The sequence below is a fragment of the Sphingomonas nostoxanthinifaciens genome (assembly GCF_019930585.1).
GTDB lineage: Bacteria > Pseudomonadota > Alphaproteobacteria > Sphingomonadales > Sphingomonadaceae > Sphingomonas_I > Sphingomonas_I nostoxanthinifaciens.
Window position 1 is genome coordinate 4,236,748 of the sequence record NZ_CP082839.1, and the last position, 14,367, is coordinate 4,251,114.

A 14,367-nucleotide genomic window follows, 5' to 3' on the forward strand; every position below is an offset into this window, starting at 1 on the left:
GTCGCGGCCGTGCGCCCTCTTTCAGGATATGTAGACCCAGGATGTTCGCCTCCCTTTTTGGCCAGCCCACCGGGGCCGCTTCCGGCGCGGGGTCGATCGTCACCCTGATCGTTCCCTGGGTCCTCATCCTCGGCATCTTCTACCTGCTGCTGTGGCGCCCGCAGCAGAAGGCGCAGCGCGACCATCGCGCGCGCATCCAAGCCGCCAAGAAGGGCGACACCGTCGTCACCGGCGGCGGCCTGATCGGCAAGGTCGTGCGCGTCGACGAGGATGAGGTCGAGCTGGAGCTGGGCCCCAACGTCCGCGTCCGCGCGGTCAAGAGCACGCTGACCGACGTGCGCCTGCCTGGCGGCAAGCCGGCCAACGACTGATGCTGGACTTTCCCCGCTGGAAGGTGGTGACGATCTGGGCGGTGCTGCTGATCGGCGTGCTGCTCGCAATCCCCAGCCTGATGCCCGAAAGCACCGCCGGCAAGCTCGGCCTCGGCCACTTTCCGCGCATCAATCTCGGCCTCGATCTGTCGGGCGGCAGCCATCTGCTGCTGGAGGCGGATACCGCCGATCTGGCCAAGCAGAACCTGGCCAAGATGGAAGAGACGATCCGCACCGAGATGCGGCGCGGCTCGCCCAAGGTCGACATCGGCGACATCTCGACCGCCAACGGCCAGCTGTCCTTCTTCGTGCGCGACGTGGCCCAGCTCGATGCGGCGGTGGAGCGCGCGCGGTCGCAGACCCAGGCGGTCGGCGTCACCGGCCAGCGCGACTGGAACGTGGCGGTGGTCGATTCGACCCGCATCGTGATGACGCCCACGCAGGCCGGCCTAAGCGACAGCGCCGATCGCGCGATGCAGACCGCGACCGAGGTCGTGCGCAAGCGCATCGACGAGCTCGGCACGCGCGAGCCGACGATCGTGCGCGAAGGTGCGACGCGCATCCTCGTCCAGGTGCCCGGCCTGCAGGATCCGGCGGGCCTGAAGGCGTTGCTCGGCAAGACCGCGCGGCTGGAGTTCAAGCTGGTCGACCTGACCGCCAACCCAGCCGACATCGCGCAGGGCCATGCCCCGCCCGGCTCGGTGCTGGTGCCCTATCCCGGCAATCCCGGCGGCATTCCGTCGATCGCCGTGCAGCGGCGCACGATCATCTCGGGCGACGATCTCATCAACGCCACCGTCGACAAGGATCAGAACGGCCAGCCGGCGGTCTCGATCAAGTTCAACGGCGCCGGCGGCCGCCGCTTCGCGCAGGTGACGCAGGAGAATACCGGCAAGCCGTTCGCGATGATCCTCGACAATCAGGTGATCTCGGCGCCGAACATCAACGAGCCGATCCTCGGCGGTAATGCCATCATCCAGGGCAGCTTCACCACCGACAGCGCGAACCAGCTCGCGATCGCGCTGCGTTCGGGCAAGCTGCCCGTGGCGCTGAAGGTGATCGAGGAGCGCACCGTCGGCCCGCAGCTCGGCGCCGATTCGATCCATGCCGGCGTGATCGCGTCGGTGATCGCCTCGGTCGCGGTGATCGTGTTCATGCTCGTCACCTACGGCCGCTTCGGCGTCTATGCGAACCTGGCGGTGGTGCTGAACATCTTCGTCATCCTCGCGGTGATGGCCCTGCTCAACGCCACGCTGACCTTGCCCGGCATCGCCGGCTTCGTGCTGACGATCGGCACCGCGGTCGACGCCAACGTGCTGATCAACGAGCGCATCCGCGAGGAGCGTCGGCGTGGGCGCGGCATCGTCCAGTCGATCGAGCTGGGCTATAAGGAAGCCAGCCGCACGATCTTCGAGGCGAACACGGTGCACGCAATCTCCGGCCTCATCATGCTCGTGCTCGGCTCGGGTCCGGTCAAGGGGTTCGCGGTGGTGCTGCTGATCGGCATCGCCATCTCCTATTTCACCGCGGTCTTCTTCACCCGCATGCTCGCCGCGCAGTGGCTTCGCCGCCGCCGGCCGACGGTGCTGGTGATATGACGACCAACCGCTCCGCCATCACCGTCATCCCGGCGAAGGTCGGCATCTCCCGCGACATGCGTCGCGCCCTCCCTCACGAGACCCCGGCGTTCGCTGGGGTGACGAGTTAGTCATCATGCGCCTGCTCAAGCTCGTCCCCGACAACACCAATATCGGCTTCGTCCGGCTGCGTTACTGGGCGTTCGGCATCACCGCCTTGCTGACGGTCGCGGCGCTCGCGATCGTGGGCCTGCGCGGGCTCAACCTCGGCGTCGACTTTGTCGGCGGCGTGCTGATCGAGGCGCGCTTCCAGCAGGCTCCGAGCCTCGACGCGGTACGCGGCGACGTCGACCGGCTCGGCGTCGGCGAGGCGCAGTTGCAGACGTTCGGCGCGCCCAACGTCGTCTCGATCCGCCTGCCTTTGCCCCAGACGAACGACGAAGGCGCGACCAACCGCCTCGTCAAGAATGTCGAGAGCGCGGTTGCCGCCAAATATCCCGGCGTCGCCTTCAACCGCGCCGAGACCGTCTCGGGCAAGGTGTCGGGCGAACTGGTGCGCAACGGGCTGCTGGCGGTGTTCCTCGCCGTGCTCGGCATCGCGATCTTCTCGTGGGTCCGCTACGAATGGCAGTTCGGCGTCTCGACCTTCGTCGCGATCGCGCACGACGTGCTGATGGCGCTCGGCTTCTTCGCGCTGACGCGGCTGGAGTTCGACCTGAACATCGTCGCCGCGGTGCTGACGATCATCGGCTATTCGATCAACGACAAGATCGTGATCGACGACCGCATCCGCGAGAATATGCGCAAATATCGCAGCATGGACATGCGCGCGCTGATCGATCTGTCGGTCAACGAGACGCTGCCGCGCACCGTGATGACCTCGCTCACCGTGCTGCTGGCGCTCGCCGCACTTTTGATCTTCGGCGGCCCGGTGCTGCGCGGCTTCACCGCCGCGATGATGCTGGGCGTTGTCGTCGGCACCTACAGCTCGATCTACGTGTCTTCCTCGCTGCTCATCACGCTGGGGCTGACGCCGTCGATCACGCCCAAGAAGGCGACCGGCCCGGCGGCCGGCGCCGAGCGCATCGGGCGCTGATCCGCTGCCGACGCTCGACCAGGCCCCGGCGCCGCAGGGCGGTCCGCTCGTCACCGGCCTTTCGGCGGGTGGCTTCCGCGTGGGGGCGACCCTGTTCCCGCGCGGGCTGATGCTGACGCCCGACGCCGCGATCGACTGGGACGCGCCGTCGCTGGCCGCGCTGACCGAGAGCGACTTCGACGCCTTGCTCGCGCTCGACCCGAAGCCCGAATTCGTGCTGCTCGGGTCGGGACCGACGCTCGCCCGGCCGTCGCCGAGCCTCGCGACGGCGCTGGAGGCCAAGGGCGTCGGCGTCGAGGTGATGGACAGCCGCGCCGCCGCCCGCGCCTGGGGCCTGCTTCGCGGCGAAGGGCGGCACATCGCCGCCGCCCTGCTGCCGTTCGCCTGAGGCTCGCTCCGCCGCATGCCTCTTCCCGCTCTTCTCGTGCTTCGCTAAGGGGTGTCACCCATGCGTGTTTCCCCGGTCCGTTCCGCCCTTCTCCTCACCCTTGCCTTCGCCCTGCCGCTGGCGGGGTGTTCGACCACGGGCAACAAGAAGAAAGGCGGCGACAGCAATCGCTACGTCGCGCGCGACGTCGACACGCTGTACAACGCCGCCAAGGACCAGCTCGACAAGCGAAACTACAAGGCGGCCGGCGCGATCTTCGACGAGGTCGAGCGCCAGCATCCTTATTCGATCTGGGCGCGCCGCGCCGAGCTGATGAGCGCCTTCTCTTACTATCTGGCGCACAGCTACCCCGAATCGATCCAGGCATCGCAGCGCTTCCTGTCGATCCACCCCGGCAATCGCGATGCGCCTTATGCGATGTATCTGATCGCGGTCGATTATTACGAGCAGATCGGCGACGTCGATCGCGACCAGAAGATCAGCCAGCAGGCGCTGGACGCGATGGGCGACCTGACCCGCCGCTATCCCGACAGCAAATATGCCGCCGATGCGCGGCTGAAGGTCGATCTCATCAACGATCACCTCGCCGGCAAGGAGATGACGATCGGGCGCTTCTACCAGCGCCGTCACGATTGGCTCGCCTCGGTGATCCGCTTCCGCCGCGTGGCCGACAATTACCAGACCACCAGCCATACCCCCGAGGCGCTGGAGCGGCTGGTCGAGAGCTATCTGGAGCTGGGCGTGCTGGACGAGGCGCGCCGCACCGCAGCCGTGCTCGGCGCCAACTATCCGGGCAGCGATTATTACAAGCGCGCCTACGAGCTGATTCAGAAGCGCGCGAACAAGGCCTGAACATCCGCTTCCGCTCCGGCGGATGATCGCCTAGACAGACGGCGATGCTCACCGCGCTCGCCATTCGCGATGTCGTCCTGATCGAGGCGCTGGACCTGGAGTTCGGCCACGGTCTGGCGGCGCTGACCGGCGAGACGGGTGCCGGCAAGTCGATCCTGCTGGATTCGCTGGGCCTCGCGCTCGGTGTGCGCGCCGATGCCGGGCTGGTGCGACAAGGCGCCGCACAGGCGAGCGTCTCTGCCAGCTTCGACCTGCCGTCGGGCCATCCCGCCTTCGCCGCGCTGGCGGAGGGCGGTATCGATGCAGATCCGGGCGAGCCGCTGGTCATCCGCCGCGTCGTCCGCGCCGATGGCGGCAGTCGCGCCTATGTCAACGATCAGGCGGCGTCGGCCGGGCTTCTCCGCACGCTGGGCAGCGGCCTGGTCGAGGTGCACGGCCAGCATGACGATCGCGGGCTGCTCAATCCGCGCGGCCATCGCGCCTTGCTCGACACGTTCGGCCGGATCGATGCCCGCCCCGCTGCGCAAACCCACGAACGCTGGCGCGCCGCCGAGGCGATGCTCGACCAGGCCGCGACCGAGCTGGAGGCGGCAGCGCGCGACCGCGACTGGCTGGCGCATGCGGTGGAGGAACTCACCCGCTTCGCCGCCGAGCCGGGCGAGGAGGCGGCGCTGGCCGACGAGCGCGCCTCGATGCAAAAGGGCGCGCGACTGGCCGACGAGCTGACGACCGCGGCCGAACTGATCGAAGGATCGGAGGGCGCGCTGGCGCTGCTCCGTCAGGCCGCGCGCCGGCTCGACCGGCTTGCGCCCGAGGACGAGACGCTCGCGGCGGCACTGGCAGCGGTCGACCGCGCGGTGATCGAGGCGAGCGAGGCCGAAGACCGGCTGGCCGAGGCACGCGCCGCCTTCGCCTATGATCCGGCGCGGCTGGAGGCGATCGAGACGCGATTGTTCGATCTGCGCGCGCTGGCCCGCAAGCATCGCGTCGACCCCGACGCGCTCGCCGCGCTGACCGCGGAACTGACCGAGCGTCTCGGCCGGCTTGATTCGGGGCATGAGGGGATTGCGGCGCTGGAGAAGGCGGCAAGCATCGCGCGCGCCGCCTATCTCGATGCAGCCGCCATCCTGTCGGAGGCGCGCGCGGCGGCAGCGGCACGGCTCGATCGGGCGGTGGCGGGCGAGTTGGCGCCGCTCAAGCTCGACAGTGCGCGCTTCCGCACAGCCATCGCGCCGCTGGCCGAGACACAATGGAGCCCGGCCGGGCGCGATCGGGTCGAGTTCGAGATCGCCACCAATCCCGGCGCGCCGTTCGCACCGCTCGCCAAGATTGCGAGCGGCGGCGAATTGTCGCGCTTCATCCTGGCGCTGAAAGTTGCGCTGGCCGAGGAAACCGGCAGCGCGACGATGATCTTCGACGAGATCGACCGCGGCGTCGGCGGCGCGGTGGCGGCGGCGATCGGCGAGCGGCTGTCGCGGCTGGCGGCGGGCGGGCAGCTGCTGGTCGTCACCCACAGCCCACAGGTGGCGGCGCGCGCCGACCGCCACTGGCTGATCGCCAAGCGCTCGGACGGGCTGGTCGCGCGCACCGGGGTCCACGTGCTCGATTCGGGCGAACGGCGCGAGGAAATCGCGCGGATGCTGTCGGGCGCCGAGGTCACCGACGAGGCGCGTGCGCAGGCGCAGCGATTGCTGGCGGCGGCGTAATCGAAAACGTCGTCACGCCAGCGCAGGCCGGCATCTCGTGAAGCGCGAAGCGCGCTCCCTCGGGAGATCCCAGCATTCGCTGGGATGACGACCGACTGCTGTGAATACAAAAAGGCGGTGCAGGACATCCCGCACCGCCTGTGTTCTCGATCCCGGCCAGGGCCGGGCAGACGTCACGAGGCGCCGGAGCGCCTCATGCCATCACTTGATCTTGGCTTCCTTGAAGTCGACATGCTTGCGCACGACCGGATCATACTTCCGGAAGGACAGCTTCTCGGTCTGGTTGCGCGGATTCTTCTTCGTCACGTAGAAGAAGCCGGTATCGGCCGAGCTGACGAGCTTGATCTTGACGGTGGTCGGCTTGGCCATGACCCCAAATCCCTTACTGCTATCGAATCGGGCCCACGCGGGGGCACCAAAAAATAAAGCGGCGTCGCCGCCGCTCGAACCCCGCGCTCATGATCGTTGAGCCGGGAAAAGTCAAGGCGCGTACGCCTCGCGGCACTCGATCGGTGTGATCGACAATATCCGGCTGACGCGCGGCACCAAATGCGGCATCGGTCATTTTCGCCTGCGTAACGTTCAACCCTGGGAGACCCACCATGGCGGATACCCCCGCGCCCAAGCTTGCCACCCCCACCGACCTGCCGTCCAACGCGGTATCGAGCGTCGCGGACGCGCTCAATACGTCGCTGGCCGATTGCTTCGCGCTGTATTTCAAGACCAAGAACTTCCACTGGCACGTGTCGGGCCCGCACTTCCGCGACTATCATCTGATGCTCGATGATCAGTCGGCACAGATCCTGGGCGTGACCGACGCGATCGCCGAGCGCGTGCGCAAGACCGGCAACGTCACGTTGCGCTCGATCGGCGACATCGCGCGCCATCAAACCATCGCCGACAACGACGCTGCGTTTGTCGATGCCGCGGCGATGCTGGCCGAGCTGCGCGACGACAATCTCAAGCTCGTCGAGGGTTTCCGCACGGTGAAGGAGCTCGCCGACGAGGCGAAGGACAATGCGACGTCGGGCATCGTCGACGAATGGACCGACCAGGCCGAAGAGCGCGCCTGGTTCCTGTTCGAGGCGAGCCGCAAGGCCTGACGCGGAACGGGTCACCGCCGAACTCGTTGAGCTGCCGGAAGGAGTTTTTCATGCTCAAACTGGCGCTCATCTTCCTGGTGGTCGGGCTGGTGCTCGGCGCGCTGGGGTTCGGCGGGATCGGCGGCGCGTTCGTCGGCATCGCCAAGATCCTGTTCTTCATCGCGATCCTGCTGTTCGTGGTGTTCCTCGTGCTGGCGCTGGTCGCCGGGCGCGCGGTCACCTGACCGACCCGACAGCATAAGAGTGTGGCGGGGCGGCACGATGTGCCGCCCTTTGTCGTTGGGGCGCCATGCGCGACTTTTCCCAATTGCTCGACGGGCTGGTCTACACCCGGTCGCGTAACGCCAAATTGAAGCTGATCGCCGATTATCTGCGGGCGACCGCCGATCCCGATCGCGGCTGGGCGATGGCGGCGCTGACGGGCGCAGTCGACCTGCCGGGGGTCAAGGCATCGGCGATCAAGGCATTGGTGGACGAACGCGTCGACCCGGTGCTGTTCGCGATGAGCCGCGAATTCGTCGGCGACCTCGCCGAGACCGCGGCCTTGCTGTGGCCGAAGCCGCCGGGCCTCCCGCCCGAGCTCGACAGCGGCGCGATCACCCTGTCGGGTGCGATCGAACGGCTGCTGACGCTGGGCCGTGCCGAAGCGCCGCGCGCATTGGCGGGGATGCTCGACCAGCTCGATGCGGCGGGGCGCTACGCCCTGCTCAAGCTCGCGACCGGCGAGCTGCGCGTCGGCGTCTCGGCGCGGCTCGCCAAGACGGCGCTGGCGCAGGCATTCACGCTCGACGTCGATCAGGTGGAGGAGGTGTGGCACGGCCTTTCGCCGCCCTATCTGCCGCTATTCGCATGGGCGACCGGCGCGGGCGCGCGGCCGACCGCCGCCGACGTGCCGGTGTTCCGGCCGTTCATGCTGGCGCACCCGCTGGAAGATGCACGCGTCGATCTCGCCGATTATGCCGCCGAGTGGAAGTGGGACGGGATCCGCGTCCAGCTTGTCCGCGCCGGCGGCCACACCCGCCTCTACAGCCGCGGCGGCGACGATATCACCGCGAGCTTCCCCGAAGTGGCTGCGGCGTTCGAGCGCGAGGGCGTGCTCGACGGCGAGCTGCTGGTGCGCGGCGAGGCGCAGGGCGGCGGCATCGAGCATGAGGGTGCGGCGAGCTTCAACGCGCTCCAGCAGCGGCTCGGGCGCAAGAATGTCTCGGCCCGGATGCAGAACGACTTTCCCGCCTTCGTGCGCCTCTACGATATCCTGTTCGACGGCGCGGAGGATCTGCGTCCGCTCGGCTGGAGCACTCGGCGCGCGCGGCTGGAGGGGTTCGTGCCGACGCTGCCGCCCGACCGGTTCGACCTGTCGGCGCTGATCGAGGCGCCCGACTTCGACACGCTGGAGACAATTCGCGCCGGCGCGCGCGATGCCGCGATCGAGGGCGTGATGCTCAAGCGACGCGATTCGCCCTATGTCGGCGGACGCCGTGTCGGCCTGTGGTATAAATGGAAGCGCGATCCGCTGACCGCCGATTGCGTGATGATGTATGCCCAGCGCGGACACGGCAAACGATCGAGCTATTATTCGGATTACACGTTCGGCTGCTGGACCGCGCCGCCGGACCAAGGCGGCGAGCTGTTGCCGGTCGGCAAGGCCTATTCGGGCTTCACCGACGATGAATTGAAATGGCTCGACCATTTCGTCCGCACGCGCACGACGCAGCGATTCGGCCCGGTGCGCGAGGTCGAGAAGAGCCTCGTGCTGGAGGTCGCGTTCGATTCGATCCACGAATCGAAGCGACACAAATCGGGCCTTGGGATGCGCTTTCCGCGCATCGCCCGCATCCGTCGCGACAAGCCCGCGGGCGAGGCCGACCTGATCGCGACGTTACGGCGGATGGTGACCTGACGGACACACGAAAAAGCCCGGCCGCATCGCTGCGGCCGGACCTTCTTGGTTCAGAAATCGGGGATCAGGAACCGGGCGAGAGATTCACCGCGGCATATTTGCCGCGACGATCGACCTCGAGCTCGAATTCCAGCCGATCGCCCTCGTTGAGGGTGGTCATGCCGGCGCGCTCGACCGCCGAAATGTGGACGAAAGCATCGGGCTGGCCGTCGTCGCGCTGAATGAAGCCGAAGCCCTTCATCGCGTTGAAGAACTTCACCGTGCCGCTCGCGCGCTCACCAGTCAGCTGACGCTGCGGGCCACCTGCGCCCGCGCCGCCGGCCGGGGCCGCAGCGCTGCGGCCGTCGGTCACCGGCAACGGCTCGCCGTCGATCTTGAGATCGGTCGCGGAGATGCGGCCGCCACGATCGACGAGGCTGAAGCCCAGCTTCTGGCCCTCGGCCAGGCCTGCGAGGCCCGCCTGCTCGACCGCCGAAATGTGGACGAACACGTCCTCGCCGCCATCGTCGCGAACGATGAAGCCGAAACCCTTCTGGCCGTTGAAGAACTTGACCGTGCCGGTCGCCTCGCCGACGACCTGGGCCGGCATGCGGCTACCGCCGCCACCGAAACCACCGCCGCCGCCCGCGCCGCCGCGGAAGCCGCCGCCACCACCGCCGCCGCCGAAACCACCGCCGCCGCCGCTACGGAAACCGCCGCCGCCACCGCCGAAGCGGTCACCGCCGCCGAAGCCGCCGCCACCGCCGAAGCGATCACCGCCGCCGAAGCCGCCGCCACCATAGCTGCTACCGCCGCCGAAGTCTTCTTCGCCAAAGCCGTCGCGCTTGTCCTTGCCGCCGCGCTGACCGCGCCGCCCTCGATCGAAACTCATGCCTTCCAAATCTTCCCGACTTCGCCCCTGTCAGTGAAAGCCGGCGCGCCGGGCGGTCGCGCGCGAACTTCCGGCCGTGCGAATCATGCGCAGCCAAACGAAAGCTTTACAGGACAAAGGCGCGAACGGCGAGCGATTTCGCACCCGTGCCAATCCCCCGACGCCGCATCGCCCGGCATTGAGCAAGAGCCCGCTCCCGCCTATCTGCAGCCGATGACAGTTTACCTTCACGAAGAAGACCTTCCCGCCGAAGCGCTTGGCCCCGGGCCGGTCGCGGTCGATACCGAGACGATGGGGCTCATCACGCCACGCGATCGCCTGTGCCTGGTGCAGATCGCCGACGGGCGCGGCGACGAGCATCTCGTGCGGTTCGCGCCCGGCAGCGACTATGCCGCGCCCAATCTGCGCGCGGTGCTGGCCGACCCGGCCCGACTGAAGCTCTATCATTTCGCGCGATTCGATCTGGCGGCGATCCGCCATTATCTCGGCGTCGTGGCGGCGCCGGTCTATTGCACCAAGACGGCGTCGCGGCTGGTGCGCACCTATACCGATCGCCATGGCCTCAAGGAGCTGGTGCGCGAGCTGCTCGGTCAGGATATCTCCAAGCAGCAGCAATCGTCCGACTGGGGCGGCCCGGTGCTGAGCGACGCGCAGAAGGATTATGCCGCGTCCGACGTGCGCTATCTGCATCAGATGCGTGACATCCTCGACGAGCGGCTGGCGCGCGAGCAGCGGACCGGCCTCGCGCAGGCCTGCTTCGATTTCCTGCCGGCGCGCGCCGAGCTGGATCTGGCCGGCTGGCCCGAGATCGACATCTTCGCGCACATCTGACCATGTCGGAGCTTGCCGAACGCCAACGACGAGGCCGGCGCGAATGGGCCGCCGCCGGCAGCAGCCACGATCGGCTGATCGCGACGTTGCGCATCGTCCTGCCGATGGCGGTGGGGGTGCTGGCGGCGTTCCTGGCGCTCGCGCCGCTGACCGTCGGCCGTGACATCAGCTTCGTGCTGTCCAAGGATCGGGTCGACGTGGCGCGTGAGCGGCTGCGCGTCACGCGCGCGGTCTATCGCGGGCGCGATTCGAAGGAGCAGCCGTTCCAGCTCACTGCCGCGTCCGCCGTGCAGGCGACGTCGCGCGAGCCGCTGGTGCGGCTGAGCGACCTGATCGCGCGCATCACCCTTTCCGACGGGCCTGCCACGATCACGTCGGGCCGCGGCCGCTACGACATGGACACGCAGCATGTCGCGCTCGACGGGCCGGTCGATTTCCAGGGTAATGGCGGCTATCACATCACCACCGCCAACGTGCTGCTCGACATGGACCAGAAGGTTCTCGCCAGCCAGCGGCCGGTGACCGGCACGATGCCGCTCGGCAATTTCTCCGCCGATCGGCTGCGCGCCAATCTCGACACGCATGTGGTCGATCTGGTCGGGCGAGCCCGCTTGCATATCGTTCAGGCGCGGTCCAGAGGCGCGCGATGATCCGTGGGGGCCCGATCACTATCCTGCTCGCGCTGGCGTGCACTGCGCCCGCCGTCGCGCAGTCGAGCATCAAGGGGCATGACAGCAATGCCCCCGCCGATGTCACCGCCGATCATATCGAGGTACAAGACAAGGCCAATCGCGCCATCTTCACCGGCAGCGTCCACGTGGTCCAGGGCGACATGACGATGGATGCGGCGCGGATGACGGTCGCCTATCGCCGCGCGGCCGGCCCGAATTCCGACCCCGAGATCCAGCGCATCGATGCGTCGGGCGGCGTCAAGGTGGTCGATCCCAGCGAGACCGCCACCGGCAGCTACGGCATCTACGATCTCGACAAGCGCGTGATCACGCTGATCGGTAACGTCGTGCTGATCCGCGGCGACAACAAGGTCAACGGCGCCCGGATGGTGATGGACCTCAACAGCGGCCGCTCGACCGTCGACAGCAACGTCGTCGGCGGTGCGGGTGCGACCACGCACGGCAATGGCCGCGTAACCGGCCACTTCACCGTGCCGAAGCGCGACAACACCACCGGCGCCGGCACGACGACCACCACCAATGGCGCGCAGCCAGCCGCGCCAAAGCCCGCCGCATCGCCGAAATAGCGGCCGTCGGCCTTCAGGCCGTGCAAGAAACTTGCCGCTTGCCGCGATGCCGGCTTGCGGTAACCATCGTCCGCGATCAGGAACCGCGCTCGTGACCGATATCGCCTTTGCCTCCGCCGACCGTGTCGCCGCCCGTCTGGCCGGCGATGATGGCCTGTCGATCGTCTCGATCGCCAAGAGCTACGACAAGCGCCAGGTGCTGCGCGACGTGAGCCTGAACGTCGCGCGTGGCGAGGTGGTCGGCCTGCTCGGCCCCAACGGCGCCGGCAAGACGACCTGCTTCTATTCGGTGATGGGGCTGGTGAAGCCCGACGAAGGCCGCATCCTGCTCGACGGCAACGACGTGACCGGCCTGCCAATGTATCGCCGCGCGATCCTCGGCCTGGGCTATCTGCCGCAGGAGACGTCGATCTTCCGCGGGCTCACCGTCGCGCAGAACATCATGGCGGTGCTCGAATTGTCCGAGCCCGACCGCACTGCGCGCGCCGCCCGACTCGACGCGCTGCTCGGTGAATTCCACCTCGAGCGGCTGCGCGATTCGGCGGCGATGGCGCTGTCGGGCGGCGAGCGGCGCCGGTGCGAGATCGCGCGGGCGCTAGCGGCCGATCCCTCGATCATGCTGCTCGACGAGCCGTTCGCCGGCATCGATCCCATCTCGATCAGCGACATCCGCGATCTTGTGAAGGATCTGAAGCGCCGCGACATCGGCGTGCTGATCACCGACCACAATGTCCGCGAGACGCTCGACATCGTCGATCGCGCCTGCATCATCTACGACGGACGCGTGCTGTTCCAGGGCAGCCCGGAGGATCTGGTGGCGAACGAGGAGGTCCGCCGGCTCTATCTGGGCGAAAGCTTCGAGCTGTAGCGCCGCCGATGAGCCTCGCGCCGCGCCTCGATCTGCGCCAGGCGCAGTCGCTGGTGATGACGCCGCAGCTGCAGCAGGCGATCAAGCTGCTCGCGCTGTCCAACCTCGAGCTCGAAGGGTTCCTCGCCGAGGAGCTCGAGCAGAACCCCCTTCTCGCCACCGGATCGGACGAGCCCGGCGCGACCGCATCGGACGCCACCGTCGCCGAGGCGGCACCCGCCGCCCCGACGGGCGAAACCGCCACCGCCGACGAGCTGGTGCGCGCGGGCGATGCCGCCGCCGACGCACCGCTCGACATCGATTATGACGGCGAAACCTTCCATCAGGACAGCGCCGCCGACCGCGCCGGCAGCGGGCTCGATCTGTCGGACGGCGCGGCCGCGGGCGAGCGGCCCGATTTCGACAGCATCGCCGCCGACGCGCCGAACCTCGCCGACCATCTGTTGCAGCAGGCAGGCGAGATGCTGGACGGCCGCGACCTGATGATCGCGCGCCACATCGTCGATCTGATCGACGATGCCGGCTACGTCGTCGGGCTGGACGAACTGGCGGCGCGGCTGGACGTCGCGGATGCAGCGATCGAGCGCGTGCTGACCGTCATTCAGGGGTTTGACCCCACCGGCGTCGGCGCACGCTCGCTCGCCGAATGCATCGCGCTGCAGGCGCGCGAGGCGGATCGCTACGACCCGGCGATGGCGTGCATGATCGACCATCTCGACCTGCTCGCGCGCGGCCAGATCGCGCAGCTCCGCCGGATGTGCGACGTCGACGAGGAGGATTTCGCCGACATGGTGCGCGAGCTGCGCGGCTACGATCCCAAGCCCGGCCTGCGCTATGGCGGCGAGCGCGCCGCGCCGATCGTGCCCGACCTCTTCGTCACGCGCACGCGTGCCGGCTGGGCGATCGAGCTGAACCACGCGACGCTGCCGCGCCTGCTGATCGACCGACGCTATCACGCCGAGTTGGTGGCCGGCGCCGACGACAAGGCCGGCAAGGCGTGGCTGGCGGATCGCCTCGCCAGCGCCAACTGGCTGATCAAGGCGCTCGACCAGCGCCAGCGCACCATCGTCCGCGTCGCGACCGAGCTGGTGAAGCAGCAGGAAGGCTTCTTCCGCAACGGCGTCGCGCACCTGAAGCCGATGACGCTGCGCGCCGTCGCCGACGCGATCGGCATGCACGAATCGACCGTCAGCCGGGTTACGTCGAACAAATATCTCGCCTGCGACCGCGGCCTCTACGAGCTCAAATATTTCTTCTCCAGCGGCGTGCCGTCGGGCGACGGCGAAGCGGCGTCGGCCGAGGCGGTGAAGAGCCACATCGGCCGGATGATCGCCGGCGAAGGCCAGGACGTGTTGTCCGATGACAAATTGGTCGATCTGCTGAAGGCCAAGGGCTTCGACATCGCGCGCCGCACCGTCGCAAAATATCGCGAGGCGATGGGGCTCGGCTCGTCCGTGCAACGGCGACGTAAGAAGGCATTGGAATGAGCGGACGCCGACACTAGGGAGTCGCGGCCGACGTCCGCCTGAGACCAATGTACGCGGCC

General features: G+C 68.1%; 16 protein-coding genes. 14 read left to right on the top strand and 2 right to left on the bottom strand.

Translation table 11 applies throughout. The features are described 5' to 3' along the window. The first annotated feature begins 41 nt into the window (after positions 1-41). The 6 genes from yajC (at position 42) to recN (ending at position 5,990) form a co-directional block, all read left to right on the top strand. On the top strand, positions 42-371 hold the full coding sequence (gene yajC, locus K8P63_RS20360; protein WP_223797793.1) for a preprotein translocase subunit YajC: 330 nt from the start codon (positions 42-44) through the stop codon (positions 369-371). Beyond that, positions 371-1,969 (top strand): protein translocase subunit SecD, encoded by a 1,599-nt coding sequence (secD, locus tag K8P63_RS20365; protein ID WP_223797794.1) that lies wholly within the window; start codon positions 371-373, stop codon positions 1,967-1,969. The genes yajC and secD overlap by 1 nt, the downstream gene beginning before the upstream one ends. A gap of 115 nt (positions 1,970-2,084) precedes the next feature. Next, complete coding sequence (gene secF / locus K8P63_RS20370) at positions 2,085-3,044, top strand: protein translocase subunit SecF (protein ID WP_223797795.1); 960 nt, start codon at positions 2,085-2,087, stop codon at positions 3,042-3,044. 79 nt (positions 3,045-3,123) lie between these two features. Then, complete coding sequence (locus K8P63_RS20375; protein WP_317629331.1) at positions 3,124-3,432, top strand: MTH938/NDUFAF3 family protein; 309 nt, start codon at positions 3,124-3,126, stop codon at positions 3,430-3,432. 60 nt (positions 3,433-3,492) lie between these two features. Then, positions 3,493-4,284 (top strand): outer membrane protein assembly factor BamD, encoded by a 792-nt coding sequence (locus K8P63_RS20380; protein WP_223797796.1) that lies wholly within the window; start codon positions 3,493-3,495, stop codon positions 4,282-4,284. Positions 4,285-4,328: 44 nt separating this feature from the next. After that, positions 4,329-5,990 carry a DNA repair protein RecN gene (recN, locus tag K8P63_RS20385; protein ID WP_223797797.1) on the top strand — a complete coding sequence of 554 codons (1,662 nt, stop codon included), beginning with the start codon at positions 4,329-4,331 and terminating at the stop codon, positions 5,988-5,990. Positions 5,991-6,191: 201 nt separating this feature from the next. Here recN and rpmG read toward each other — a convergent pair whose 3' ends face one another. Then, on the bottom strand, positions 6,192-6,359 hold the full coding sequence (rpmG, locus tag K8P63_RS20390) for a 50S ribosomal protein L33 (protein ID WP_223797798.1): 168 nt from the start codon (positions 6,357-6,359) through the stop codon (positions 6,192-6,194). Between the two features lie 233 nt (positions 6,360-6,592). Here rpmG and K8P63_RS20395 point away from each other — a divergent pair, with 233 nt between their 5' ends. The 3 genes from K8P63_RS20395 (at position 6,593) to K8P63_RS20405 (ending at position 8,993) form a co-directional block, all read left to right on the top strand. Beyond that, positions 6,593-7,093 (top strand): Dps family protein, encoded by a 501-nt coding sequence (locus tag K8P63_RS20395; protein ID WP_223797799.1) that lies wholly within the window; start codon positions 6,593-6,595, stop codon positions 7,091-7,093. 50 nt (positions 7,094-7,143) lie between these two features. Then, complete coding sequence (locus K8P63_RS20400; protein WP_223797800.1) at positions 7,144-7,317, top strand: DUF1328 domain-containing protein; 174 nt, start codon at positions 7,144-7,146, stop codon at positions 7,315-7,317. Between the two features lie 65 nt (positions 7,318-7,382). Then, positions 7,383-8,993 carry a cisplatin damage response ATP-dependent DNA ligase gene (locus K8P63_RS20405; protein ID WP_223797801.1) on the top strand — a complete coding sequence of 537 codons (1,611 nt, stop codon included), beginning with the start codon at positions 7,383-7,385 and terminating at the stop codon, positions 8,991-8,993. A 64-nt stretch (positions 8,994-9,057) separates the two neighbouring features. Here K8P63_RS20405 and K8P63_RS20905 read toward each other — a convergent pair whose 3' ends face one another. Continuing rightward, entirely contained in the window at positions 9,058-9,864 is an 807-nt protein-coding gene (locus K8P63_RS20905) for a cold-shock protein (RefSeq protein ID WP_317629332.1), read from the bottom strand. Positions 9,865-10,077: 213 nt separating this feature from the next. Between K8P63_RS20905 and K8P63_RS20420 the strand changes: the two genes are divergently transcribed. From K8P63_RS20420 to rpoN, 5 genes are all read left to right on the top strand, one after another. Continuing rightward, positions 10,078-10,695, top strand: a complete 618-nt coding sequence (locus tag K8P63_RS20420) for a ribonuclease D (RefSeq protein WP_223797802.1) — start codon at positions 10,078-10,080, stop codon at positions 10,693-10,695. Between the two features lie 2 nt (positions 10,696-10,697). After that, positions 10,698-11,345, top strand: a complete 648-nt coding sequence (gene lptC, locus K8P63_RS20425; RefSeq protein ID WP_223797803.1) for an LPS export ABC transporter periplasmic protein LptC — start codon at positions 10,698-10,700, stop codon at positions 11,343-11,345. After that, the gene (locus K8P63_RS20430) at positions 11,342-11,953 is read left to right on the top strand and encodes an LptA/OstA family protein (protein WP_223797804.1); all 612 of its coding nucleotides are present in this window, start codon (positions 11,342-11,344) and stop codon (positions 11,951-11,953) included. Before lptC ends, K8P63_RS20430 begins: the two co-directional genes overlap by 4 nt. 91 nt (positions 11,954-12,044) lie before the next feature. Further along, a complete protein-coding gene (gene lptB, locus K8P63_RS20435; RefSeq protein ID WP_223797805.1) occupies positions 12,045-12,821 on the top strand; it encodes an LPS export ABC transporter ATP-binding protein in 777 nt (258 codons plus the stop codon). A gap of 8 nt (positions 12,822-12,829) precedes the next feature. Further along, complete coding sequence (gene rpoN / locus K8P63_RS20440; RefSeq protein WP_223797806.1) at positions 12,830-14,308, top strand: RNA polymerase factor sigma-54; 1,479 nt, start codon at positions 12,830-12,832, stop codon at positions 14,306-14,308. Positions 14,309-14,367 lie beyond the last annotated feature (59 nt).